Genomic DNA, 25697 nt, shown 5'->3' on the forward strand with positions numbered 1-25697 from the left:
GGACGACCGTCTTTTTGTCAGTCGGAGAGCAGATCTTGAGATCTGCCGGTGGAAACCTCTCGGCAAAGCGAGAAGCGATTATAGACTTGAGAATCCACAAATAGGGATCACCCATATCTAAAGTCGCACGTCGCATACGTGAGAAGCCCCAACCTGTCAAGGCGAACACCCCATAAACACAAAGAGAATTCCTGACGATAGACCACCCGCGCATCAAATCACGTCACCTATTGTCTTTCCTGCAACAGACGGGCGGCAAAGCCTCGCAGACGATCCATCCGGGCGTTCCACCACGCAGCAGGGAATTATGCTTTTTTCGCTCTTGCCAGCCCCCTCAATCGCCGCTATGAGACAGCCCGCGCTACACAAGCGCCGACCAGACCCGCGGAGAGGTGGCTGAGTGGTCGAAAGCACCGCACTCGAAATGCGGCATACGGGCAACCGTATCGTGGGTTCGAATCCCACCCTCTCCGCCATATTACCTCAGTCCCCTGCTTCCAGTTCCAAAAGCTCACTCTCATACCGAAAACGGCTGCGTTCGGGTGAAGGTTCGTGGGCAAGTGGTTTTGTTTCGGCCAGCAGTCTGTCGGCCATTGCCGTGGCACCGTCGGTAATCGCCTGCTTGCCGATGAAGCCGCCGGGGAGTTGGATGGTGGCGGCCATGGCGTGGATCAGGTGATTGAGCAGGGAGGCGTCAGGCAATTCGGGTGCCTGCCAGAAGCTGGCGAGGCTTTGTTGGTGCGTGAGGCCGGGTACGTCGTAGATTGCCGGTGCGAGCGCCATGACCGGGATGGCTTGTTGCAGCGCCGTCAGGCCGACCGTGGAGTTTACCGTCACCAAGCCGCGGCTGGCCCCTATCAGGGTCGTCAGGTCACCGCCATCGATCACATCCACCTGATGGGCGATACCACAGCGCTCCGCCATGCGGGCGATGTCTGATGACCAGTCGCGCAGGCCATTGTCGATTGGATGGGTCTTGAACAGCAGTCTGCTGCCGGATGGCGCACGGTCGGCAAAGGAACGGATCACGGCTTGCAGGATGCGAAACAGGTCGCCCATCGGCGCATGGCGGCGGATCTGATAGTCCCCCGGCAATTGCAGGGGAAAAAGATAGAAGTCGAACTCTCTGTCCGTCGCCAGATAGCGCTGTTGCAGGCGCACTGCTTGCGCCTTTCGCCTGCGTGCGGTCAGGCCCTTAATGATCCAGCCACTATATTCCACGACGGGATGGACAGGACCATGCGCCTTGTAATGCGGATGCAGCAACCAGCCGAGCGCGACATTCGGGATATGATAGATCAGGTCATAAAGCGCATAGGTAAGAAAGCTGGAGGGATAGGGACTGCGCGGCTGAGGAGCCTCGACGCCCTGCGCCAACGCCACAATTGCCTGCGGATCGACTGGAAACCGCGACTGGCTGGACATGCCGAATGGCTCCAGCGTCAGCCAGTCGGGCCGCAGATAGCCATGTTCGAAAATATGGGCGCGCAGGCCAAGCCTGGTGCATAGCGCAACGGCGGCGGCATGTTTGGGGCGGCCATCGCCCAGCATCAACACATCGGTAATGCCGTGGCGCAGAATGAGCCGTTCAAGAAAGCCGGGCCAGGCATCATCCCGGCCACGAAAAAAATCAAAAGGCCATTTTTGCCAAAAAAGGACATCACCTGAACAAAAATTGACCTTACGCACGGCTACGTCGCGCGTTTCCAATGCTCTTGCGAGCGCTGGGAGAAACGGCGAGGCCGGGCCTTGGAGAAACAGAAATGTGCGTCGCTTTGTCACTCGATATAAACGATTCTCTAACGAATCCCTGCCTTCTGTGGTGTTTAAGTCATACGACAAATTTATAACATGGCCTATAAGGGCCGTTGAATTGAAAAACTTGCGTGGAAATTGAGACGAGGGGTCGCGTCCGCAATGACATCAGTTGAGCCGACAAAGGCTGTATTGTTCCTTCAGGGGCCTCCCTCCATTCTCTGGACGGAATTTGCAAGAGCTTTTGAACAAGCGGGTGTAAAAACCCACCATGTGAATTTTACGCTGGGCGATTTTCTGTTCTGGCGCAAACGTGGCGCTAAAAATTATCGCGGTTCCTTTTCCAAATGGCCAGCCTATCTGCGGCGGTTGATTGCCGAAAAGGGAATTACCGATATCGTCTATTATGCGGACCGCCTGCCCTATCACGCCAAAGCCGCCGAGATTGGTGAGGAGCTTGGTGTCCGCTGTCACGCGGTTGAATGGGGGTATCTGCGGCCGGACTGGCTGACCTTCGAGCGTGATGGCATGGGGCGCTTCTCGCATTTTCCCAACGATCCGAAGGCTATTCGCGCCATTGCCGCCAAGGTGGAAGAACCGGATATCGCGGTGAAATATCCGCATACGTTTGGCCAAGAAGCCTTCAACGAGGTGATCTATAACCTGCTGAATTTCTTCGGCAGGCCCTTCTATCCGCTCTATAACGCCGACAAATATTATTCCGCTCTGGTGGATTATCTGCCCTGGCTGCTCAAAGCGGGCGTCAAGCCTGCCCGCCTGCCGGAGGGATTTCTGGAGGACGGGCAGTCGCCTTTCTATCTCGTCGCCCTGCAATTGCAGAGCGATTATCAGATCCGAGCCAATTCACCCTATCGGCATCTGCGCGACATGATGCGGCAGGTGATCGCCTCCTTCGTCAAAAATGCGCCAGCGGGTAGCAAGCTGCTGTTCAAGCAGCATCCGCTCGACAATGGCCTGGAGCGTTGGCACAAGGTGCTTCGCCATATCGCCCGTGAGTTCAAGATCGAGGACCGCGTCGTCTTTATCGAAGAAGGCGACCTGCATGATATTCTGGAAAAGACGGCGGGCGTTGTCATCGTCAATTCGACGGTTGGCCTTCACAGCCTGCGCGCCCAAAAGCCAACCATCGTGCTAGGCTGCGCGGTGTTTGACGTGCCGGGGCTGACCCATCAGGGCCGGCTGGATGATTTCTGGAAGCGGCCGGAGCCGGTCGATCCGGAGTTGATGCGCGATCTCGTCAAAGCCATGGCCGCGACCATTCAGATCAAGGGCGACTTCTTCAACAAGGCAGGCCGTCAGGCGGCCATTGGCGCCATGGTGCAGCGGGTTATAGAGGGAACGGTCAACATGCCCGACGCCTTCATCGATCCGCCACCGCGGCTTACCTCGCCCAAGGGTATCCTGACGGTTCTGGGAAGACCCGTCGAACTCGATTGGGAAGAAGACGCGGCGGTGCCTGATATGACCTATGCGCGGTCCGGCCCAATCCGCTGAATTCGCTAATCCTTCATAAAACAAGGACTTCATAAAAAAAGGCGCGGAGTGAAAAACTCCGCGCCCTTTTTTGACCAACAACGGCCAATCAGTGCCGGAAGTGGCGCACGCCGGTAAAGACCATGGCGACGTTGTGCTCGTCGGCAGCGGCAATCACCTCGGCATCACGCATGGAACCGCCCGGCTGAATCACCGCCGTCGCACCGGCGGCGATTGCGGCCAGCAATCCATCGGCAAAGGGATAGAAGGCTTCGGAGGCGACGGCAGAGCCACGGGTCAGCGGCTCGGCCAATCCCATGGCCTTGGCAGCATCTTCGGCTTTCATCGCGGCGATCCGGGCGGAATCCACCCGGCTCATCTGGCCTGCGCCAATGCCGACAGCCTGGCCGTCCTTGGCATAGATGACAGCGTTGGATTTCACATGCTTGGCGATCTTAAAGGCCAGCTTCATGTCTTCCAGCTCGGCTGCGGTCGGTGCGCGCTTGGTGACGACCTTCAGGTCCAGATCTTCTACCACCAGATTGTCGCGGCTTTGCACCAGCAGGCCACCCGATACCGTTTTGGCCGTCAGGCCAGGCGCGCGTGGGTCGGCCAGGCCGCCGGTGGTCAACAGCCGGAGATTGGCCTTGCGGGCAATGATGGCCTTTGCCTCTTCCGTGACGTCAGGGGCGATGATCACCTCGGTAAACAGCTTGACGATTTCTTCGGCGGTTTCCGCATCCAGCGTCTGGTTCAGCGCGATAATACCGCCGAAAGCCGAAACGCTGTCGCAGGCCAGCGCCCGGCGATAGGCATCGGCCAGGGTCTTGCCGACCGCGACACCGCATGGATTGGCGTGTTTGATGATGGCGCAGGCCGGGCCGTTTTCAGGCAGGAATTCCGAGACCAGTTCGAAGGCGGCATCCGTATCATTGATATTGTTGTAGGAAAGCTGCTTGCCCTGCAAAAGCGTGGCTGTTGCAACGCCGGGACGCTGATCGCCATTGACGTAGAAGCCTGCTTTCTGGTGCGGGTTCTCGCCATAGCGCATTTCCTCGCGCAGGCTGCCACCGATCACCCGGTGGCGCGGCGTCTCGATGGCAAGCGCCTCGGCAAACCAGTTGGAAATCGTTGCATCATAAGCGGCGGTACGGGCATAGGCGCGGGCGGCAAATTGCTGGCGCAGGGCATAAGGCGTATGACAATCGTCCGCTTTCAGAGCTTCGAGAAGCTGGGCGTAATCGACAGGGTCCGTCACCACGGTGACATAAGCGTGGTTCTTCGCAGAGGCGCGGATCATCGCCGGGCCACCGATATCGATATTTTCGACCGTGGTCGGATAGTCACCGCCCGCCGCCAGAACCGCCTCAAACGGGTAAAGATTGATGACGGCGAGATCGATGGCCTCGATCTTATGGGCCTGCATAGCCTTCACATGGTCTTCATCATCGCGGATGGCAAGAAGGCCGCCATGCACGGAAGGGTGCAGGGTCTTCACCCGACCATCCATGATTTCCGGAAAGCCGGTCACTTCTGACACGTCGGTGGCGGGCAGGCCTGCCTCGATCAGCGCCTTGTAGGTGCCGCCGGTTGAGAGCAGCCGCACACCCATATCGTTCAAGGCCCGGGCAAGATCGACAATGCCGCTCTTGTCGAACACCGACAGCAGGGCGGTGCGAACCTGCACTCTGTCCGGAACAGGAATTTTCTTCGAGACAACAGCCATGGCCTTCACTCCGAAAGAGCAATTCCTGGATGGACTTCAAAAGCATCCCAGAGGTGGAATTGCGTGAACAAAAATAGCCGAGACAGCCCGCAGACCGGCGGCAAGCATGATGCCTGCCCGCCTAGCACAGCCCGTTCATGGAGGAAACAGCCTTATCCCAGCTTTGAAAAAAACCACCAGATTTCCGGCGTCTCCAGGACAAGCTCGATCTGCTCGGAAGCCTGAATGCCGGAAAGGCCCGCGAAAAACACGTCCTCGGCAATGACAGGAAAGCCGGTCGGTGAGGAAAACACCCAGGTCTCACTACCGCCATTGGCGGTCAGCCGGATATTATGGTCATCCTCCTGGGTGAGGCGCACCGAGGGGTGAATATGAAAACGAATGATCGTCCCGCCCTTCGGCATAACGGCCAGCGGCTGTTCCTTGTCCGAGAGCAGCCGGTCATGCCCCACCAGCTTGGTGCCCGCCGCATTAAGACGCAGATCCCGCTCGTGAAGAATGCCGAAACCCTTGAGATAGCCGTCATGGCGCGCGGTCAGATGGTCGCTGCCATCGTCACCGGCCCTGCGCATCACCTCCACCGAAGAGACGCCGCCGACAATGACCGGCCCCAGAAACTGCGAGGTCGAGATACGGCAAGAGGATTGATCGGCGATGACAAGGGTCGAATGGGCCGCCGTTGCCCGCGCCATCTGCCGGTATCGCTCGCCGGCAAAACGTGGCGTGCCGGAATTGACCACCAACCGATGGCGCCCACAGGACAGCTCGAAAGACAGGCAACCCGCATGGGCGCTACGGCTGATATCGCCTTGCGCAGGCACGCCGGTATCGACCAGAACAACGGCACCGCCCGCCGCCAGCCGTTGGTAATGGCTGTGCGGCAAGGCCCGGAAAGGCTGGCCACCGCTCTCGTCATAGCGCAGCACCGACATCAGATCATTGGCAAGCGTTGCCGTGGCGCCATTGAACAGTGCAAGATCGCCATTGCTGTGACGGAAAAACCTTATGGCGGGAAACATCCGATCAATGGTGGAAATCAGCTTGATCGGCACGTCATGACCAAGATTGACATAGGTCTGCCGTAGCGGCAGCAAATCGAACAGGATGTCGAGTGCTGCCTGCGGATTGCGGGAGATATGCCCGCCATCGGCCAGCACCTGCCGCTCCAGTTCCAGGTCGAGGAAATGGGCCGCCTTGCGGATCTGGCGCGCCGAGGCCGACATGGCAATCGAGGCCATGGCCAGAGCGATACGCAGTCTCAGCCGGTCCACTCCGTCAGGGGCAAGGTCAGCGATCAGTCCGGCATAGGCAACTTGACGGCTGAGGCTTTTCAGGAAACGCCGGTAAAACCCGCTCTCGCAATCCTGAAGCACAACCGGCGAATGGGACAGCCAGGCAATTATCCTCTGACCCAGTATCCCAGCCTCCCAGCCGATCCCGACCCGCTTGCCGTTCAGCTTGATCCAGCTATCGACAATGGCGCGGGCATGGGCCGATGCTTCCGGCGTCTTGTTGGCGCGGATATGCCTGAGCCAGGAAAAGGAATGGAGCTTGGCGGCAAATACCTGCGACGGCAGTTCCAGGGTGAAGGGCGAGGCGCGTCCGCATTCCAGCAAGCGTCCTGCGAGCGGAAAGCGCCCCTCAAAAATCTCTGTCGCCACATGGGAATCCACGACCCGCAGATCGGTCGGCGCTACCAGCAGGCGCACCTGCCGACGATGCAGCCGCGAAAAAGCAGCGCGCACAGGCAACCAGCCGCGCCGCTTCCATCGCCGCCAGCCTTCGCGGACGTAGAGCACCGGCAAACTCTGGCCCTGTCTCTGTGGCATTCGACATTCCGTTGCGCGCGCAATCCCACTTTGGCCTTGCGCGATAAAACTATGAGGCTGATAAACCGAAATCGAAGGATGTCAGTTTATCAGCCGCCAATTGTGTAAAGATTTATTTAAACCCGGCGTAAAAGGCAGGCATAAAAGCCATCCAGCCCGCCCGCATGGCTATCGCCGCCCGGTAACATAGCAGGCCCCGGTAACATAGCAGGTGTGGTGCGAAATTCGCCAAGCGGCGTGATCGCGTCTTCCAGCCCCGGCCAGTCGGCGACCTGCATCGCAACCCGCTCCAGTTCCGGATGATCGGCAAGAACCCGAGCCACAACATCCTCACCCTCCTGCGGATCGAGCGAGCAATTGGAAAATACGATAGAGCCGCCCGGCGCCAGCAGCGTCACGGCGTGGCGCAGCAACCGTTCCTGCACGCCCGCCAGCTTGACGATATCCTGCGGACCCTTGGTATAAAACACGTCCGGGTGCCGACGCGTCGTGCCGGTGGAAGAACAGGGGGCATCCAGCAGCACGGCGTCAAAGCCCGGACGGTCGTCGTCCAGATTGAACTCCATCAGGTCACGGTGAACCAGTTCTGCTGAAAACCCCAGCCGTTGCAGGTTGCCATCCAGCCGCTTCAGCCGGTTGGCCGATTGCTCGACCGCCGTCACCACCGCGCCCGCGGCAGCCAATTGCGCCGTCTTGCCTCCGGGCGCGGCACAGAGGTCCACGGCCCGCTTGCCTTCAAGGGACCCGAACATCCGCACGGGAAGGGCAGCCGCCGCATCCTGGACCCACCAGGCGCCCTCTTCAAAGCCGGGAAGCGCAGAGACGGCACCGGCAAAGCTTGCCAGCCGGATGCTGCCGGTCGGCAACACCACACCGTTGAGCTTTTCGGCCCAAACGGCCGGATCGGCCTTGACGGTCAGGTCGATGGCAGCCGGGGTCAATTGGGCCTGCGCGATCCGCCGCGCTTCCTCCTCCCCATAGACTGCGATCAGCCGTTCAAAGAACCAGTCAGGCATGCAGATAACATCTTCGACATCCGCCAAGAGTGCCTGTTTTTCACGGCCCAGCCTGCGCAAAACGGCATTGACCAGCTTGGCAAACCGGCGGCTGCGCGGATCGCGATTGGCCTGTTCGACGGCAAGATCGACGGCGGAATGATCGGGGACATCGAGATAGACCATTTGCGCGGCGGCAACGATCAGCGAATGATAGAGCGCACGCGCACCGTCAGGCAAAGGCGCATCCAGCAACCGAGCCAGCATGGCCTCGATGCGGGGCAGAAAGCGTAAGGAGGTGTTGAGAATGGCGCGCACCAGACCACGATCGGCCTCCGACAGGGCGGCATAGGCCGGATTGCCATGGTCGCCATCCATCATGCCATCCAGCGAGGTCTTGCGGTCGATCACCGCCGCCAGCAGGCGGCTCGCGGCCATGCGCGCTTCCAACCCTGGCTTGTCGTCATGCGCCGGTCGGCGTGGTCTATCGGATTTTTGCCTGGATTGGCCATCGTGTTTGCCAGGGGTCCCCAGGCTGGACTCCCGATGGCTGGAAGATGGTGTATCGGTTGGAGGTTTGCCGCGTCTTTCGTTCAATTCCATGGTCCCTTCGGGGCGTCATTATCCGTGCCGCGCCGCCCGATTTTGGGAACGGAGCGCGTGCTTGCGCCTCCCTTAACACCCCAGGGATCATCCGTCGATCTTTCCGCACTGCTGCCCCAGGGGCCTGAAGCAGCAGGCTTGCTATGCTGCGGGCGGTAGACATTTTGCTGACGCGCGCCCATCTCCTGCGCCAAGGCTTGCAGCGCTGCAATCCGGTTGCCGGTATCGGGATGGGTGGAAAACAGGCTGTCCATCTTCTGGCCCGACAACGGATTGATAATGAACATATGGGCGGTGGCCGGATTGCGCTCGGCCTGATAATTGGGCTGATGCGCCCCGGCGATCTTGGCCAGTGCCGAGGCCAGCCACAGCGGATTGCCACAGATTTCCGCACCACGCCGGTCAGCGGCATATTCGCGGGTTCGGCTGATGGCCATCTGCACCAGCATGGCGGCAAAGGGCGCGACAATCATCGCCACGAGCGGACCGATAATGCCACCGCCATTGCCGTTTTCGTCGCGGCGACCGCCGAAGAAGAAGGCAAAATTGCCCAGCATCGAAATCGCCCCGGCCAGCGTCGCGGTGATCGTCATGGTCAGCGTGTCCCGGTGCTCGACATGGGCAAGCTCATGGGCCATGACGCCCGCCACTTCTTCCGGCGTCAACGCCTGCAACAGGCCGGTCGAGGCGGCCACCGCAGCGTTTTGCGGATTGCGGCCCGTGGCAAAGGCATTGGGCTGCGGATTGTCGAAAATATAGACCTTGGGCATCGGCAGACCGGCATTTTGGGTGAGACCACGAACGATCTCATAAAATTCCGGCGCATTGCGCGGATCAACCTCCTGGGCTTGATAGGCCGACAACACCATTCGGTCGGAATTCCAATAGGAAAACAGGTTCATCGCCCCAGCGATGACCAGCGCGATCATCATCCCGCCCTTGCCGCCGATCAGGAAGCCGACGCCCATGAACAGGGCTGTCATGAAAGCCAGAAGCATGGCGGTGCGCATGATATTCATCGGGTCCTCCAAAAGGGTCCGGCAACGGAGAGGGTTTTCCAGCTCGCTGCGATGTCCTACATATGTAAAGACCATCGATCATTTTCAATTGCTACAGGATGGATGCCGAATGGACGAGCACCAGAACGACCGACAAGACCCCGGCACGGCAAACAGTGACGGCACCGACGCCGCACTGAAAACGCTGTCGCCTGCCGCAGCCCGCGCGCTGGCCGAAGCCGAGGAGCGGCGCAAGGCCGAGCAGGCCCAAAAACCGGCGCCGGAAGTCGGCGGACGCGGCGGCGCGGACCCGGCCCGGTTTGGTGATTGGGAAATCAACGGCCGCGCCATCGATTTCTAGTGGTCCGATTCCGACATTTGATCCTCGAGGGTGCAGCAAGGGGGAATCAAATGTCAAATTCATTCCACGAGTGCGTTTGCTCCAAGCGTGCGATCCTGCCACCACTCACATCTTTGTGAAACAATTATTTCATGAAACATTTTGCCATAGTCTGCGTTTATCGAGCGGAACTTAGGAAGTGTCAGAGGTAGACTATGAAGAAAATTGTTCTTGCTACGGCGTTTGCATTGACGACGATTATCGCCAATATCGTCCCTGCTCAGGCGCAATCGCCGAGAATGCCCCCACCGGACGATGATCGTCGTGGTCCGCCTCACCATATGCAGCGCCCGCCGCCACCGCCGCCGCATTGCAAGGTTCGCAAAGTCGTGCGCTGGCACCATGGCGAAAAAATCGTCAAGAGGGTGCGGGTCTGCCGTTAATGATGAAAGATAAAGGCTGGCTGTAGCTGCTGAAATCCTACGGGATCGAGCGCAGAATTTACACGGGCTCTACACTGCCATGGGCCATGCGTGATGACACGCATGGCCCATTATTTTGAGGCCTGCGCGTGGATATTACACGCAGGCCTTATTTTTATTGAAACACCTGTCCTTTTCGCCCAACCGTAAATCGGTTAGTTTGGTTTGTCGCTTGAGACATTCCGAAAGCGTCCGGGGAAAAGAGAGCCCTTCCCGCACCCGATAAAAACAGCGGCAGGGCAAACATGCAGAGGCACGATAAAGAGAGCGATGACATCCCACTCCTTCGCATCCGGGCCTCTGGCCGCTAGAGCAATGTGGTGCGGGACAATCGCAATCATTTGGGTCAGCGCTCTTTCCTCTGCCACAGCCCAGCAATTGCCAGCACCCGCCCCGGAGAATCCGGCCTCGACACCGCCTGCCATTAGCCAGCAGGGTGCCGGGAAACCGGACATCAACGTGGCACCGGCTGCAAATGGCGATACGCCCGCGCCGGGCAATCCTGCTACTCCCGTCCCCGACGATCCCGCCGGGGCCTTGCGGGCCAAGCGCGAGGATGTTTCCCGTCAGTTGCAGGATCTGTCGCAATCCATGCAGCTTTCCTCGGAAAAATCCGAGGAGTTGCGCAAGAGCATCGACGCGCTGGACAAGAGCAGCACCAGCCTGCGCCAGGCGCTGATCGATTCTGCCGCACGACGCAAGGATCTGGAGCAAAAGATCGCCGATGGCGAAAAGAAGCTGGCGGACTACGGTGTCCGCCAAGACGTCATTCATAAGTCCTTCCGGGCGCGGCGCGCCGTGTTGGCCGAGGTGCTGGGTGCACTGGAGCGCATGGGCCGCAATCCGCCGCCAGCTCTGCTGGTCACGCCGGAAGATGCCTTGGGAGCGGTGCGCACCGCCATTCTGCTGGGCGCTGTCGTGCCTGGCATGCGCAAGGAAACCGAGAAGCTCGCCAGTGACTTGCAGGAACTGACCAACCTGCGCAAGGCAAGCATCGATGAGCGCGAAAACATGGTCGCCAGCCTGAAGAGCCGCCAGGAAGAAGAAGCCCGCATGGACATGCTTCTGGCTGAAAACGCCCGCCTGAGCCAACAGAATAACGCCCAATTGCAAGAAGAACTGGCGCGCTCGCAGGAGCTTGCGCAGAAATCCTCATCGCTCCAGGGCCTGATCGGCAGCCTGGAAAACGAAATTGCCTCTGTGCGGCAGGCTACCGACCAGGCAAAGCTGGAAGAGGAAAAGCGCCGTCAGATGACCGATGCGCAACGGGATCAGGCCCGCCTTCAGGCCCAGACTACGCCGCCCGATAAAAACCGTATTGCCCCGGCATTTTCCTTTGAAGAGCTGAAAGCGAAGCTGGAACTTCCGGCTGTGGGCGATGTATTGCGGCAATTCGGCGATCCCGACGGCACCGGTCACGAGGCCAAGGGGATCGTTCTTGCCACCGCGCCGGCAGCCGTGGTGATTGCGCCCGCCGACGGCACGGTGGTGTATGCGGGACAGTTCCGCAGTTACGGGAAAATGGCCATCCTCAACACAGGCAACGGATATCACATAGTTTTGTCCGGCATGGACCGTGTCAACGTGCATGCCGGACAATTCGTGCTGTCCGGCGAGCCGATTGGTGCTATGGGTGAAAAGAGAGTCGTCAGCGCAGCTGCTTTCGCGCTGGAAACAGATCGCCCAACCCTTTACATAGAATTCAGAAAAGACGGTAACTCGGTTGATTCCCGACCATGGTGGGCGAAGGACGCCGGAAAGGTTCGCAATGATACGTAGGGCTTCTATAATGCTGGTTGGCGCGCTGATGGGCGCGACGGCGATGAGCGTTGTTTATTCGGCTGGCGTTCCTGCCCAGGCGGCAGGCAATTCCACTTACAAGGAACTGGCGATTTTTGGAGACGTGTTCGAGCGTGTCCGCGCTCAGTATGTCACGCCTCCTGACGAGAAAAAGCTGGTCGAAGCCGCCATCAATGGCATGTTGAGCTCTCTCGATCCCCATTCCAGCTACATGAACGCCCAGGAAGCGGCGGACATGCAGACCCAGACCAAGGGTGAATTTGGTGGCATCGGTATCGAAGTGACGATGGAAAACGACCTGGTTAAGGTCATCGCGCCTATCGATGACACACCCGGCGCCAAGGCCGGCATTCTGGCTGGCGACATGATCTCCGAGATCAATGGCACCCCCGTGCGCGGCATGCAGCTGAATGACGCTGTTGAAAAGATGCGCGGCGCGGTCAATACCCCGATCAAGCTGACCATTTTGCGCAAGGGTGCTGACAAGCCGATCGAGATGAGCGTCATGCGCGAAATCATCCCGATCCGCGCCGTCAAGTCTCGCGTCGATGGCGATGTCGGCTATGTCAGGGTGATTTCCTTCACCGAAAAGACCTATGACGACCTGGAAGCCGCGATCAACAAGATCAAGAAGGAAGTGCCAGCCGATAAGCTGAAGGGCTTCGTTCTCGACCTGCGCCTCAATCCGGGCGGTCTGCTCGATCAGGCGATTTACGTCTCCGACGCCTTCCTGCAGAAGGGCGAAATCGTCTCCACCCGCTCGCGCGATCCGGAAGATACCCGCCGCTTCAATGCCACCGCTGGCGATCTGACCGATGGCAAGCCGCTGATCGTGCTGGTCAATGGTGGTTCGGCCTCGGCATCTGAAATCGTCGCTGGCGCGCTTCAGGATCTGAAGCGGGCAACAGTGGTCGGCACCCGCAGCTTCGGCAAGGGTTCCGTGCAGACCATCATCCCGATGGGCGACAAGGGCGCGCTGCGCCTGACGACGGCGCTCTATTACACGCCATCAGGCAAGTCGATCCAGGGGACTGGCATCCATCCTGATATCAAGGTGGAAGAGCCGCTGCCCGCCGATCTGCAGGGCAAGCTGCGCACCGAGGGCGAATCCTCGCTGCCGGGCCATATCCAGGGCCAGAGCGAGACGGAAGAAGGCTCCGGCTCGGTTGCCTATGTGCCGCCGGATCCGAAGGATGACGTGCAGCTTAACTACGCACTCGACCTGCTGCGCGGCGCCAAGACAGACCCGTCCTTCCCGCCCGACCCAAGCAAGGCCGTGCTGGAAAGCGCCAAGAAGAAGTAAGGATCGGTTGACGGTCCTCGAAATGCCGGCCTCATGGCCGGCATTTTTCGTTTACAGCGCCCTTCCCGTTGCACGCAGGCAAAGCTTGAACCGTATGGAAGGGAAAGGCATGGTCATCGACATGGCGAAGTGATTCGCGGCATGGAGAGGACAGTCCAATCCAATGTGTCGAAGGACATGACATTGAGCGCTGATCTGCACGCAGCTTTGGGCCAGAACCGCAAGAAGCGCCGCACGGGCGGTCCGAAAATCTCTCCCTTCAAGGCACTGACAGCGTCAAGCTCGGTCGCTCTTCTCGGCCTGTCCGTTTACACAACACTCACGCCGCTTCCGCTGCGCAATCCGCTACCGCTCGCCACCACCCCACCGGTGGCGGCTGCCGTCCCTGCCGAGGAGCCAGCCGCGAAAGCGCCTGGCCCGTCGCGCAGCATGGAAGCCCGCGCCCCGACCTCTGGCGCTACAGTCGAGCGCTCGACCCTGCCGGACGGTTCGGTTGTCACCAAATATTCACCCGCCAGCCGGGACGGCTCCGGCCCGGCCCTGGTCACCACTCCGCATGTGGGCCAGGACCCGCGTGTGGCGGCCACGCCCAATCCGGACCTTCTGGAAAACACTCCAGAAGGGCAAATCCCGGTGACGGGCCGCGATGGACTTCGACCCGTCGAGCAATATGCACGGCCCTGGTCCGGCGCGCATGGAACGCGAGTGGCCATCGTCGTCAGCGGCCTCGGCCTCAGCCAAACCGGCACGCAACGGGCGATCAAGCACCTGCCGGAACAAGTGACACTAGCCTTTGCCGCCAGCGGCAACAGCCTGTCGCGCTGGATGCAGGAGGCACGGCGCGGCGGCCATGAGATCCTGTTGCAGGTGCCGTTGGAGCCGGTTGGTTATCCGGCAAACGATCCGGGCCGAGGCACATTGCAGGTTGGGCGCGCTGCCACCGACAATCTGCGTGACCTGCATAGGGCCATGGCCAGTATAACCAATTATACCGGGCTGATGAATTACATGGGCGGGCGCTTCTTGTCCGATAGCGGCGCGATGGACCCTGTCATGCGTGATATTGCGGCGCGGGGCCTGCTGTTTCTCGATGACGGCTCCTCGGCAAGATCCCTGACAGCGACGTTTGCCAAGGCGATGAACATGCCGTTTTCCGTCGCCGATCTGCAATTGGACGACCAGATACAGGAACAGGCCATCCTGAAACGGCTGGACGAGCTGGAGCGGATTGCCCGGCGCAATGGCTCTGCCATCGGTGTTGCCTCGGCGTTTGATGAAAGCGTCAATGCCATTGCCAAATGGGCGGAAGGCGCCAAGGGGCGCGGCATCGAAATCGTCGGCGTTTCCGCCCTTGCCATGGAAGCGCAACAGTGATTTTTACAGTCACACAATACCCCCAATGAGGACACCATGACCCAGACCACCGTCAAAGCCGAGGATCTGCCCTATCGCCCCTGCGTCGGCATCATGGTGCTGAATGCGCAAGGACTGGTCTGGGCTGGCCGCCGCATTCCGCTGCTCAATTCCGAATATGATGGCTCGCCGCAGCTCTGGCAGATGCCGCAGGGCGGGATTGACCCGGGTGAAGACCCGAAAGAGGCGGCCTATCGCGAGCTTTACGAAGAAACCGGCATGAAAACCGTCACTCTGCTGGCTGAAGCGCCGAACTGGATCAATTACGACCTGCCGCCAGCCCTGATCGGCATCGGTCTGCGCGGCAAATTTCGCGGCCAGACGCAGCGTTGGTTTGCGTTTCGCTTCGAGGGCGACGAAAGCGAAATCCAGATCAATCCGCCGCCGACCAGCCAGCATGCCGAATTCGATGAATGGCACTGGAAGCCAATGGCGGAATTGCCGGACCTGATTGTGCCGTTCAAACGCGGTGTCTACGAACAGGTGGTCGCCGCCTTCCGGCATCTTTCCCCTGCCAATGCCTGACGGTTATCAGTAGGCGGCTCGCAACAGCGGCATTTCCATAAAGCCGCGATTGCCGTTATCGGCCCGGCTATTCGTCAGGTTATCGGCAACCGGCATGCGGATGGTCGGCACCAGCATTTCCACCTCGTCGCAATAGCGCTCGGCATTGGCGATGGCCTTGTCGAGATTGCTGACCCGCTCCGGGTCCAGGCGGTGCAGGCTGGTGCGATATTCAAACATATCGCGATAGGCGGCGCGCTCGATGATCGGCGTCGCCAGAACCCGCACCGACCGTTCCGCCAGAAGCAGTTTGACGGCGCGAAGCGCGCGGGTGGTGACCAGCGAATTGACCCGTGACAGAACCACGGAATGGGGAATGCGAATATTGCCCTTGCTGTAGAGATATTGCAGCAGTTCGATCACCTGCGCGCCGCCCTGGGCATCCATGGCACTGCCCTGGATGGGGATCAGCACATGATCGGAAAGACCAAGCGCCGTCGCCAGCAAGGGTGATTGCGCGCCGGGCAGATCGACGATCACATAATCGGAGCTGCCACGGTAAGCCTCGATGGTGCGTGCCAAGGCATTGACGGAGATATAGGTAGCGACACGCATATTGCCCGCATGACCGTCCGCGCCCTCAAACCAGCGGGAAATCCAGCGCTGCGGATCGGTATCGATCACCGAGACCCTATAACCCCGGCGCACCAGTTCCGTCGCAAGCAACAGAACCGCCGTGGTCTTTCCGGCACCGCCCTTGGTATTGGCGAAGGTAATGATGGGCATGAGAAACCTCGGTCAGCCGTAATGGAGCCAGGCATCGCTCCCCAAGGCCCAAACACATCGGGCAACCCATTCGCATCGGGCAGATCCATTGTGACGCGACATGGTTAACCGGAGGTTATTTATTAGACAAAATGCGACGACAGACCGGAGCGCGCCAAGTTCGTTTCCAGCCATAAGCCCCTATCCTTTACGCACGCATCCTCGCCAAAAAACGTAAACCACTACCTTGCATAAGCAGATAGCTTGTTATATTCAAAATACAAAGCTGAGGTGCCCATGACTGACTCGATCCAGGTTCAATTGCGGAAAGGTGCCCTCGACCTCTGCGTCCTGGCTGTGCTGTCTCACGGCGAAAGCTATGGCTATGAAATCGCCAGTACATTGGTCAGCGCCGTCGGCATGGGAGAAGGCACGATCTATCCGCTGATGCGTCGAATGCAGAATGACGGATTGGTGGCCACCCGCATCGTTGAGTCCAGCAATGGGCCACCGCGCAAATATTATCGGCTCACGGAACAGGGCCGAACAATTTTCGAAGCTCATCGCCGCGACTGGCGCTCCTTTGCAAGCGCCGTCGATACACTTCTTGAGGATTTGCCATGACCAAGGATGCCTTCTTACGCATGCTGAGACTGGGGCTGGCCGGGTTGCCTGCTCAAGAAGTGGACGACATCGTCGCCGATTATCAAGCTCATTTTGCCGAATCAGCCGCCTCCGGTCGCAGTGAACAGGAGGTTGCGGTGGCTTTGGGCAATCCGGCCAGAATTGCCAGGGAACTCAGAGCCGAAATGGGGCTGCGCCGTTTCGAATCCCATTGGAGCCTGTCGAACATGCTGGCGGCCATGATGGCGCTGGCGGGGCTCGCCATCGTTGATATCCTGTTTTTACTACCGCTGCTCACCGCTGCGTTCTTTACCGTGTTCGGCCTTGGGATTGCGGTCACGGCCATCGGAGCGGCGGGCGTGAAGATCATCATTACCACGATGCTGTTTCAGCTTGATGGACCAACAACAGAAACACTGTCGCAACTGCTGATCGGCGCGGGCCTTGTCAGCGGGTTCCTGGGCGGTGGCGCGTTGTTGTTGATGGGGCTAGGCACCGGTATCCGCATACTCGGCCACTATGCGCGGCTGCATTTTCGCCTGGCTCAATTAAGCCCGGATCACGCTTGAACTTTCCCTGACACCTCATTGAAGGAACGGACAATGACGAGAAAATTGGCATTCGTTGCAACGACGGGACTGATTGGTGCAGTGGTTTTTCTAACATTGGGTATCGGGATTTCAGGAGAAAATTGGGGTGGAGCCCGGCAATTGTGGGCAACAACCTCCTCCACCTGCGGATCGGGCCAATCCACCAGCCAGCAGGTCACGCTGCCCTTTACCGCCAGCGACAGTCTCACCATCGATTTGCCGGCTTCGGTCCGCTATCAGCCAGGTGATAAGGCGGAAGTCATCGTTAGTGGCGACCCTACCCTGGTTGGGCATGTTCGAATGGATGGCCATCGGCTGAGCCTGGATTGCCATCTGGGCTGGTCGCAATCAAAACTCGATATCAGCGTGTCGGGACCTGCGATAACAGACTGGAAATTGCTTGGAAGCGGCAACCTATCCCTATCGCACATCAACCAGCCTCAATTGCGACTGGATATCAAAGGGAGCGGCAACGTTTCGGCGACGGGAGCTGCCGACACGGTTGATGTGGACATTTCAGGGTCGGGTACCGCCCAGCTCAGGAGGCTGACGGCTCAGTCCGCACGGATCGTGATCCTTGGCAGCGGGAACGCAGACATGACCGCGCTGAAAGATGCGGATGTGTCGATTTCCGGGAGCGGCAATGTTGATCTCTCCGGTCACCCGACATTGCGGCGTTCAGAAATCAACGGCAGCGGTCGCATCGTGCAGGCTCCTTAACCTCGTCGAGCACTTCAAACTCGACTGCATTGTTTTACGTCCGCCCCCCAAAATTCCCTGTTCCCCTCCCGTCAACAATACCCTATGGTTGCATCAGGATTGGTCGGAACGGGGCCAATCCCGGAGCCTAGAAAACTCCTCGTGCAACGGCCGGTGTCGGCCGTTAAATGACACCCCTCAGCCATAGGTTTGTGGCTGAGGCGGTGGGCCTGTGTCTATAAGGTCCACTTCCCACCATTCTTTATGGTCGGGGAGGCCTCGATGTATGTCCAGAGCTTCGGCTTAAAGGTCGGGGCGGTCGTTTGTACGCGATTTTTCTAGCTCCCCGGCCACCAGAGGCTCACGCCTCCGGTGGTCGATCGGTTTCCAGGTGCGGGAGGATGGACAATGACCGATTACAATCTCTGGGCTGATCTTTTCGATACATGGCAATCCTCATCCAATTGGATCAAGGCTTTGCTGATTATCACCCCGCCTGCTTTCGGATTGGGCGTGTTGGGGCTGCTGCTGCGCCACCGGGCGCGGTTGCAAACAGAGCCGCCCTTGTCAGGCCATTATCAGTGGATGAAGGAGCAGCCGACTGGAGACAGCATCGCCGCTGAAACAGTCGACATGCTCCTGCTGAATTCGCTGATGGATTTGCAAGCCCGGCTGGAGGAGGCAAAGCAAGCACTCCAGCACCCGGATCTGAAGCATTTCCAGGACAAGTGTGAAGCGATTTTGCGTTCGGAAATGCCTGAAAACAAAGAGAGGGAGAATTTGGGCGGCTCAATGAAAAGCGGACACGCTCTCATACCCTCGTTGCCTCCCGCAGCCAGAGACAATGAAGAGATCCGCAGCCAAATTCACCAGATCATTGTCGAAAAATACCGCAACAACCGCCCCCCGGAAGAAGCGCTGCATAGTGCGCGACAGGTCTTCCTGGATCATGATACCGAGCGGAACGCCCCGGCACCGTGAGCGATTGTATCGTGCAGAAAATCGGACTCTAGAGTACACGACACAAACGGTTCTCGGCTTTGCCGCCCCCTCTTGCCTCTGCCGCCACCTTCTCCCCGATGGGGAGAAGAAACCTGCGGCATCCTCTTGTGCCTTCTATGCGCAGCAAAGGCCGATAAACTCCTTTGTCCGCAGCCTTAAGATGAGGCTCAGTGTTGTCGTGTTGACCTCTTCTCCCCAACGGGGAGAAGTCCCCGGCAGGGGGATGAGGGGGGGCGAAGCCAATTGATCAAGTTGCGTCGTATACTATGAAAACTGAAAAAGTCCGATGCTATAGCTTTCTGTTTTCGTTTGTCTTATCGGGAAAACCGGTCGCCAATTGTCCGAAGACCAACTCTAGCGCCTCCGGTCCTCCGCCAAAATTTCCGGCGCAATCTGGTGCAGCGGCACGGTACGGTCCACGCCGCCATGGGCGATGGCTTCCTTGGGCATGCCGAAAACAATGCAGCTTGCCTCATCCTGGGCAAGCGTGAAGGCTCCGGCTTGGTGCATTTCCAGCATGCCGCGCGCGCCGTCATCCCCCATGCCGGTCATGATAACGCCCATGGCATTGGCGCCTGCCGAGCGGGCCGCCGAGCGAAATAGCACATCCACCGACGGACGATGGCGCGACACCAACGGGCCTGATTTGACCGACACATGATACCGCGCCCCTTGGCGCTCCAGCATCATATGGCGATCCCCGGGCGCAATCAGCACATGGCCGCGCAGCACCGGATCGCCGTTTTCGGCTTCCTTGATTTCCATTTCGCACAGGCCGTTTAGTCGCTTGGCAAAAGCCGCCGTAAATTTTTCCGGCATATGCTGCACGATGACGATGCCCGGGGCGTTGGCGGGCATTTTTTCCAGGAATTCCCGAAGCGCCTCGGTGCCGCCGGTCGATGCCCCCACACAGACCACCATTTCAGTGGTTTTGGCCATGGCACGGCCTGACGGTGGTGGCAGCATGGCATCCGCAGTCAGTTTCTTTGCTGGCTCACCGCTGGCGGAGGCACGATCCGTGACAATCGACTTTCGCGTCCCGAGCCGCGCCTGGGCCGCACTTTTCACCACCTGGCAAATCCGTTCGGCCTGCTCAGCCAAGTGATCCGCCGCGGCAATTTTCGGCTTGAGAATGATGTCGACCGCGCCCGCCTCCATGGCCTGCATCAGAGTTTCGCTGCCGGCCTCCGTCAGGGAGGAGCACATCACCACCGGAATGGGGCGCTGCGACATCAGCTTGCGCAGGAAGGTGATGCCATCCATTCGCGGCATTTCCACATCCAGCGTGATCACATCCGGAATTTCCTCGGCAATGCGCCGGGCGGCGACGAAGGGGTCGGAAGCCGCTCCGATCACCTCGATGTCCGGATCGGATTGCAGGACATTTGTCAGGATTTGCCGGACACTGGCTGAATCATCGACAATAAGGACGCGAATTTTCTTCGGCATCTGACAATCATACCTTCCTGAAAACCGTATTGGCCAATTGCTTGAGCGGAAGATCCAACCCAGTAATTGATTCGGAATGGCCTATGAACATATAGCCCCCTTGGCCAAGGCAATCGCATAGGCGTCGCAGCACATTGAACTGCGTCTTTTTATCAAAATAAATCAATACATTACGGCAGAATATAATATCCATCGGCTCCCCCACCTGATAGCTGTCGTCCATCAGGTTGAGCCGGGCGAAACCGACATGGGTGCGAAGTGCCGCCGCGATCCGTACCTCGTTCCGCTGTTTGTCACGCGCGTGCATCACGTATCGTGCCGCCATGGTGCGCGGCACCGGCTCCAGCATTTCGGCAGGGTAGACACCCCGGCGAGCCTTCTGCAGCACGTCGGTCGACAGATCTGTTGCCAGAATATGATAGTCCATCCCGCTGCGGCGTTCCATATATTCCGCCAGCACCATGGCAAGCGTATAGGGCTCCGCACCGATCGAACAGGCCGAACTCCAGATGCGAACCCGACGCACGCCCCTGGCCTCCAGATCCGGCAAGGCCTTTTGCGTCAAATAGTCGAAATGGTTGGGCTCGCGGAAAAAGTCCGTCTTGTTGGTGGTAACCGCATCGATCAGATGGACGGATTCGGTCGCAAGGCCGCCCTCTTCGAAGATATAATGGCAATAGCTGTCGAAGTCCGTAAAGCCGGTGGCGCGCAAGCGCCTGCGCAACCGGCCTTCCAGCATCGTCGTCTTGGTTTCCGGCATCTTGATGCCGCTATATTCAAAAATGTAGTTCGACAGACGCCTGAAATTTTTCGGGCTGATTCTGTGGTCTCCAACAACTGCTTCTGCCAATGCATTCACGCTGGCGGCCTCCCTGTAATGGTTTTTCACGCGACGGCAAAAGCCGGTGCAGAAGAAGAGGCAAGGGCAGTTTCATCGCCCGAAAACAACCGCGCCAGATCAATGATCACCACAAAGCCCGCCTCACGGCGCACCACGCCCTGGATATAATCTGAGCGCCAGCGGATGCCGATATCGGGCGCCTGCTCGATGTCGGCATGCCGGAAGGGAATGACCTCGAAGACCTTGTCGGCCACCACCCCGACCGCAAGACTGCGATCGGAAAGTGGCACATCCATCACCAGAATCCGGGTGTGCGGCGTCTTCACCGTGCGCGACATGCCGAGCCGCAGACGAAGATCGATGACCGGCACGCCCTGGCCCCGGACATCCCGCAGGCCCAGAAGATAATCCGGTCCATGCGGGATCTTGAACGGATCCTCGTGATCGAGAATTTCCCGGACCACGGTAACGGGCACGGCAAACACTTCTTCACCAAGGCTGAAGGTGACAAATTGCGATTCTGACGATTGTCCACTCATGTTACGCGCTTTCCTGAAAGAGGCGATCCTCCTCATCCGGACCGCCCATGGAGAGATCGAGGGCGAAGCCCTTGGCTCTCGCCTGCTGGGCAGCAACCGTCTGAGACGACGTCGGTGTACGGGGTTTTGCCGGTGCAGCCGTCCGGGCTGGCGCTGCGCGAGCAGCAACAGTCCGGGTCTGTGGTGCAGGCTTCTTCTGATGCGCACCATCGACCTTGAAGAAGGCGATGGAGGTTTGCAGTTCCTCGGCCTGAGCAGCCAGTTCTTCAGAGGTTGCCGACATTTCTTCCGAGGCACCCGCATTCTGCTGCGTCACCTTGTCGAGCTGCTGGATCGCTTCGTTGATCTGGCTGGCCCCGATATCCTGCTCACGGCAAGCCGCCGAAATCTCGGAAATCAGTTCCGCCGTCTTTCTGATGTCAGGAACAAGCCGCGTCAGCATTTCACCGGCTTCCGTTGCCACCTGTACCGTCTGGCCCGATAGCGTGCTGATTTCAGCCGCTGCTGCCTGGCTGCGTTCGGCAAGCTTGCGCACTTCAGAGGCAACTACTGCAAAGCCCTTGCCATGCTCACCCGCACGGGCGGCTTCAACCGCCGCATTCAAGGCCAGAAGATCGGTCTGACGAGCGATTTCCTGGACGATCGAGATCTTCTCGGCAATCGTGCGCATCGCACCAACCGCACGGTTGACCGCTTCGCCAGAGGTTTCTGCATCCTTGGAGGACTGGCGGGCGATCTTTTCAGTCTGGGCCGCATTGTCAGCATTCTGCTTGATATTGGCCGCCATCTCTTCCATCGAGGCAGAAGCTTCTTCGGCAGATGACGCCTGTTCCGTTGCGCCCTGGCTGACCTGCTCGGAGGCAGACGATAGCTGCTGGCTACCCGAAGACACATTGTCGGACGCCGACAAGGCATCAGCGACCACGCCGCGAAGGCGCTCAACCATCAACTGAAGAGACTGGCCAAGAGTGTCCTTGTCGGACAGGGATTTCGGCGCCACCGTCAAATTGCCATCGGCAATCTGATTGGCAATAGCTGCCGTTTCCCTGAGATTGCCGGTCATCACCTTGACGCTTTCAACGACATCGCGGATTTCATCATTGGTTCTGATGTCGATATCCTGATCCAGATCGCCAATGGCAACGGCATCTGCAACGGACTTGATCTTTTTCAGGCCCGAGCTGATGCTCAAGGCGATCCAGATGGCCGCGATAAACGCCACAAGCATTGCCACTGAGGCGATGGATATCATCAAGGTCTTCGTCTGGTCATAAAGAATGTCTGTGTCGCTATCGGCCTTAGCCATGGCCTTTTTCTGGATATCGATAAGCTTTGCGACAGCTTCTCCCATTTTTGCTGCACTCTCACGGATTGATCCGTTAGACAATGCGATCGCAGCATCTAAATCGCCCGCAGCTTGCACAGAGGGAAGACGGTTCGAAGCTTCCTTGAAAACAGCGCCGGTCGCAATCAAAGCCTCCCAGTATGGTTTGCCTTCAACACTGGCAATAGTCTTTCCAGATTCAGCAAGCTGAAGCATATCCTCAATATTTTGCGCTGCCGCCTGATAATACTTTGTCGCCTCATCCACGCTTTTAGACAGCAGGGCATTTTTCTGGGCGCGGATTGTTTCCGACATTTCATTTGAAGCGGTAAGCGCATATTCTAGGCGCTTGGCCGGACCCGCGATAATATCCGTACTGGCCTGATTGATTGTCGAAAGACTCGTTATGCCATAGAATGCCATCACTCCTAGCATAATGATCATTAAGCCGAACGTTACGGCCAGTTTCAGTTTGATCGTGAATCGCATGGTAGTCCCCCAGATATTTCCGCGTATTTAAGCGTGGTAGGACAGCCAATTTCTCGCCTGTCCCGGTCTTTGTTGTAGGCCGATTTCACGCGTGCTGGCGGAAATCGTGATCTTCGTCATCCGGTCCGCCCATGGAGAGGTCGAGGGCAAAACCCTTGGCTCTCGCCTGCTGAGCGGAAACGGTCTGTGCTGCCGAAGGCCTGCGCACAACAGCCGCCGCTGTCGTGATTTTGGCCGGTCTTGCAGGCTGCGACGTATAGTTTTGGGCCGCCTTCTTCTGCGCCTTCAGTCCATCAACCTTGAAGAAGGCGATGGAAGCCTGGAGCTCCTCGGCCTGGGCGGCCAGTTCTTCAGAGGTTGCAGACATTTCTTCCGAAGCCCCCGCATTCTGCTGCGTCACCTTGTCGAGCTGCTGGATCGCTTCGTTGATCTGGCTGGCGCCGATATCCTGCTCACGGCAAGCAGCCGAAATCTCGGAAATCAGGTCCGCCGTCTTTCTGATGTCAGGAACCAACCGGCCGAGCATTTCACCGGCTTCCGTTGCCACCTGTACCGTCTGGCCCGACAGTGTGCTGATTTCAGCTGCTGCTGCCTGGCTGCGTTCGGCAAGCTTGCGCACTTCAGAGGCAACGACTGCAAAGCCCTTGCCATGCTCACCGGCACGGGCGGCTTCAACCGCGGCATTCAAGGCCAGAAGATCGGTCTGACGGGCGATTTCCTGGACGATCGAGATCTTCTCGGCAATCGTGCGCATCGCACCGACAGCCCGGTTCACAGCTTCGCCGGATGCTTCCGCATCCTTGGAGGACTGGCGGGCAATCTTTTCAGTCTGGGCCGCATTGTCAGCATTCTGCTTGATATTGGCCGCCATCTCTTCCATCGAGGCGGAAGCTTCTTCAGCAGACGACGCCTGTTCCGTTGCGCCCTGCGACAGCTGTTCGGAGCTTGAGGACAGTTCCTGGCTGCCGGAAGAGACGTTGTCAGACGCCGACAAGGCATCGGCAACAACACCCCGAAGACGCTCCACCATGCTCTGCAAGGCAAGGCCCAGCGTGTCGACATTGGAGCGCGGCGTCGTCGTCACCGTCAAATCACCATTGGCAATCTTATCGGCAGTAGCTGCCGTTTCACGCAGATTGACGGTCATGGATCGCATAGCGATGCCCAATGAATCCTTGCTCGAGAGGGGCGTGATATCCTGAGACAAATCACCTTCGGAGATGCGGTTTGCCAAAGCGGCAGTTGCTCGCAGATTTTCCGTCATCCCGTTAATCGTCGTGACAAGATCCTTGATCTCGTCATTGGTTTTCACTTCAACGGTCTGGTCCAGATCGCCGATGGAAACGGCATTGGCAACAGTTTCGATCTTGCGAAGCCCGGCGCTGATGCCAAAAGCAATCCACAAGGCAGCCGCAATTGCGAGAAGCGTAGCAATCCCCGCGACAACGAGAACCATGGTCCTCGTCTCGGCATAGAGAGTATCTGTATCCTCATCCGCTTTGGCCATGCCCTGCTTCTGAATTTCGACCAGTTTTGTAATGGCTTCAGCCATATTGGTCGCCAAAGCTCGCAGGTCGCCATTCGAAAGCGCTATGGCATCATTCACTTTGCCGGCCGCCTGGATATCTGGAAGACGAGCCGCAGATTCTCTGAAATCCAGAGCATTCTTGATCACGGACTCCCAGTAGGGTTTGCCCTGCTGACTTGCAATCGCAAGACCTGCCTGTCCCAAGCCGATCATATCTTTGATGTTGGTGTCGGATGCCAGATAATATGCCTTGGCTTCCGCATCATCCTTGGAAAGCAGGGCATTTTTCTGGGCGCGAATGGCTTCTGACATTTTGCTGGAAGCCGACAATGCGTATTCGAGCCGTTTAGCCGGTCCGGCGATAATATCAGACGCAGCCTGGTTGATCGTCCCGATGCTGGAGATGCCATACAATGCGACCGCAATCAGCATGGCGATCATAAGCCCGAAAGCCAACGCAAGTTTGAGTTTTATTGTGAAGCGCATGTGCGTCATCCCTAAATTAATTTGAGAAGCAAGCCCGGGCCGAACAACATCATTCGTTCAAAGCGGGTAAGGTCCGGCTCGGCGCACATACATGCCTGTCGGGTGCCATCGGGCCGCTA

At 58.6% G+C, this 25697-nt stretch carries 20 protein-coding genes, 1 tRNA gene and 3 pseudogenes; 12 read left to right on the forward strand and 12 right to left on the reverse strand.

The genetic code is table 11. From position 1 onward, the window contains the following. Window positions 1–386: 386 nt before the first annotated feature. Window positions 387–476 (forward strand) — tRNA-Ser (locus AVCG78_RS15250). Window positions 477–483: 7 nt separating this feature from the next. On the opposite strand, the gene AVCG78_RS15255 is transcribed toward AVCG78_RS15250, so the two are convergent. Next, window positions 484–1689 (reverse strand): capsular biosynthesis protein, encoded by a 1206-nt coding sequence (locus AVCG78_RS15255; RefSeq protein WP_235694953.1) that lies wholly within the window; start codon window positions 1687–1689, stop codon window positions 484–486. Window positions 1690–1917: 228 nt separating this feature from the next. Between AVCG78_RS15255 and AVCG78_RS15260 the strand changes: the two genes are divergently transcribed. Continuing rightward, complete coding sequence (locus AVCG78_RS15260; RefSeq protein WP_071203108.1) at window positions 1918–3270, forward strand: capsule biosynthesis protein; 1353 nt, start codon at window positions 1918–1920, stop codon at window positions 3268–3270. Between the two features lie 88 nt (window positions 3271–3358). Here the strand turns inward: AVCG78_RS15260 and purH are convergent, their stop codons facing one another. From purH to htpX, 4 genes and pseudogenes are all read right to left on the reverse strand, one after another. Then, a complete protein-coding gene (gene purH, locus AVCG78_RS15265) occupies window positions 3359–4975 on the reverse strand; it encodes a bifunctional phosphoribosylaminoimidazolecarboxamide formyltransferase/IMP cyclohydrolase (protein WP_071203109.1) in 1617 nt (538 codons plus the stop codon). 152 nt (window positions 4976–5127) lie between these two features. Next, the gene (locus AVCG78_RS15270) at window positions 5128–6804 is read right to left on the reverse strand and encodes a heparinase II/III family protein (protein WP_071203111.1); all 1677 of its coding nucleotides are present in this window, start codon (window positions 6802–6804) and stop codon (window positions 5128–5130) included. Window positions 6805–6920: 116 nt separating this feature from the next. After that, the gene (locus AVCG78_RS15275; RefSeq protein ID WP_174089723.1) at window positions 6921–8402 is read right to left on the reverse strand and encodes an RsmB/NOP family class I SAM-dependent RNA methyltransferase; all 1482 of its coding nucleotides are present in this window, start codon (window positions 8400–8402) and stop codon (window positions 6921–6923) included. 140 nt (window positions 8403–8542) lie between these two features. Then, window positions 8543–9421: pseudogene (htpX, locus tag AVCG78_RS15280) on the reverse strand (zinc metalloprotease HtpX); the annotation flags it as partial. A 109-nt stretch (window positions 9422–9530) separates the two neighbouring features. Between htpX and AVCG78_RS15285 the strand changes: the two are divergent. The 6 genes from AVCG78_RS15285 (at window position 9531) to AVCG78_RS15310 (ending at window position 15263) form a co-directional block, all read left to right on the forward strand. Further along, entirely contained in the window at window positions 9531–9761 is a 231-nt protein-coding gene (locus AVCG78_RS15285; protein ID WP_071203115.1) for a DUF1674 domain-containing protein, read from the forward strand. Between the two features lie 194 nt (window positions 9762–9955). Then, entirely contained in the window at window positions 9956–10183 is a 228-nt protein-coding gene (locus tag AVCG78_RS15290) for a hypothetical protein (protein WP_015917526.1), read from the forward strand. 309 nt (window positions 10184–10492) lie between these two features. Next, the gene (locus AVCG78_RS15295; RefSeq protein ID WP_071203117.1) at window positions 10493–12001 is read left to right on the forward strand and encodes a murein hydrolase activator EnvC family protein; all 1509 of its coding nucleotides are present in this window, start codon (window positions 10493–10495) and stop codon (window positions 11999–12001) included. After that, window positions 11991–13325 carry a S41 family peptidase gene (locus AVCG78_RS15300; RefSeq protein WP_071203119.1) on the forward strand — a complete coding sequence of 445 codons (1335 nt, stop codon included), beginning with the start codon at window positions 11991–11993 and terminating at the stop codon, window positions 13323–13325. The genes AVCG78_RS15295 and AVCG78_RS15300 overlap by 11 nt, the downstream gene beginning before the upstream one ends. Before the next feature lie 183 nt (window positions 13326–13508). After that, window positions 13509–14699 (forward strand): divergent polysaccharide deacetylase family protein, encoded by a 1191-nt coding sequence (locus AVCG78_RS15305; protein WP_143049359.1) that lies wholly within the window; start codon window positions 13509–13511, stop codon window positions 14697–14699. Between the two features lie 36 nt (window positions 14700–14735). Then, window positions 14736–15263 carry an RNA pyrophosphohydrolase gene (locus AVCG78_RS15310; RefSeq protein WP_071203121.1) on the forward strand — a complete coding sequence of 176 codons (528 nt, stop codon included), beginning with the start codon at window positions 14736–14738 and terminating at the stop codon, window positions 15261–15263. 6 nt (window positions 15264–15269) lie between these two features. Here the strand turns inward: AVCG78_RS15310 and AVCG78_RS15315 are convergent, their stop codons facing one another. Further along, window positions 15270–16028: a ParA family protein gene (locus AVCG78_RS15315; protein WP_071203123.1), complete on the reverse strand. Its 759-nt coding sequence runs from the start codon at window positions 16026–16028 to the stop codon at window positions 15270–15272. Between the two features lie 276 nt (window positions 16029–16304). Here AVCG78_RS15315 and AVCG78_RS15320 point away from each other — a divergent pair, with 276 nt between their 5' ends. The 4 genes from AVCG78_RS15320 to AVCG78_RS15335 all read left to right on the forward strand — a co-directional run bounded on the left by AVCG78_RS15320 (window position 16305) and on the right by AVCG78_RS15335 (window position 18901). Beyond that, window positions 16305–16631 carry a PadR family transcriptional regulator gene (locus tag AVCG78_RS15320; RefSeq protein WP_041697252.1) on the forward strand — a complete coding sequence of 109 codons (327 nt, stop codon included), beginning with the start codon at window positions 16305–16307 and terminating at the stop codon, window positions 16629–16631. After that, the gene (locus AVCG78_RS15325) at window positions 16628–17200 is read left to right on the forward strand and encodes a DUF1700 domain-containing protein (protein WP_071203125.1); all 573 of its coding nucleotides are present in this window, start codon (window positions 16628–16630) and stop codon (window positions 17198–17200) included. Before AVCG78_RS15320 ends, AVCG78_RS15325 begins: the two co-directional genes overlap by 4 nt. Window positions 17201–17233: 33 nt before the next feature. Continuing rightward, window positions 17234–17941 carry a GIN domain-containing protein gene (locus AVCG78_RS15330; protein WP_071203127.1) on the forward strand — a complete coding sequence of 236 codons (708 nt, stop codon included), beginning with the start codon at window positions 17234–17236 and terminating at the stop codon, window positions 17939–17941. Window positions 17942–18397: 456 nt separating this feature from the next. Beyond that, window positions 18398–18901, forward strand: coding sequence for a hypothetical protein (locus AVCG78_RS15335; RefSeq protein ID WP_139191484.1), 504 nt, complete (start codon window positions 18398–18400; stop codon window positions 18899–18901). A 375-nt stretch (window positions 18902–19276) separates the two neighbouring features. On the opposite strand, the gene AVCG78_RS15340 is transcribed toward AVCG78_RS15335, so the two are convergent. From AVCG78_RS15340 to AVCG78_RS27325, 6 genes and pseudogenes are all read right to left on the reverse strand, one after another. After that, a complete protein-coding gene (locus AVCG78_RS15340) occupies window positions 19277–20371 on the reverse strand; it encodes a protein-glutamate methylesterase/protein-glutamine glutaminase (RefSeq protein ID WP_015917536.1) in 1095 nt (364 codons plus the stop codon). 7 nt (window positions 20372–20378) lie between these two features. Then, the gene (locus AVCG78_RS15345; protein WP_049777252.1) at window positions 20379–21230 is read right to left on the reverse strand and encodes a CheR family methyltransferase; all 852 of its coding nucleotides are present in this window, start codon (window positions 21228–21230) and stop codon (window positions 20379–20381) included. Between the two features lie 26 nt (window positions 21231–21256). Continuing rightward, window positions 21257–21751: a chemotaxis protein CheW gene (locus AVCG78_RS15350; protein ID WP_015917538.1), complete on the reverse strand. Its 495-nt coding sequence runs from the start codon at window positions 21749–21751 to the stop codon at window positions 21257–21259. 1 nt (window position 21752) lies between these two features. After that, window positions 21753–23564, reverse strand: coding sequence for a methyl-accepting chemotaxis protein (locus AVCG78_RS15355; protein ID WP_071203130.1), 1812 nt, complete (start codon window positions 23562–23564; stop codon window positions 21753–21755). An 85-nt stretch (window positions 23565–23649) separates the two neighbouring features. Further along, window positions 23650–25005, reverse strand: a pseudogene (locus AVCG78_RS15360) (methyl-accepting chemotaxis protein); the annotation flags it as partial. Window positions 25006–25095: 90 nt separating this feature from the next. After that, window positions 25096–25587, reverse strand: a pseudogene (locus AVCG78_RS27325) (MCP four helix bundle domain-containing protein); the annotation flags it as partial. Window positions 25588–25697: the final 110 nt, after the last annotated feature.

The organism is Gillisella vitis (assembly GCF_021559775.1).
Classification (GTDB): domain Bacteria; phylum Pseudomonadota; class Alphaproteobacteria; order Rhizobiales; family Rhizobiaceae; genus Allorhizobium; species Allorhizobium ampelinum.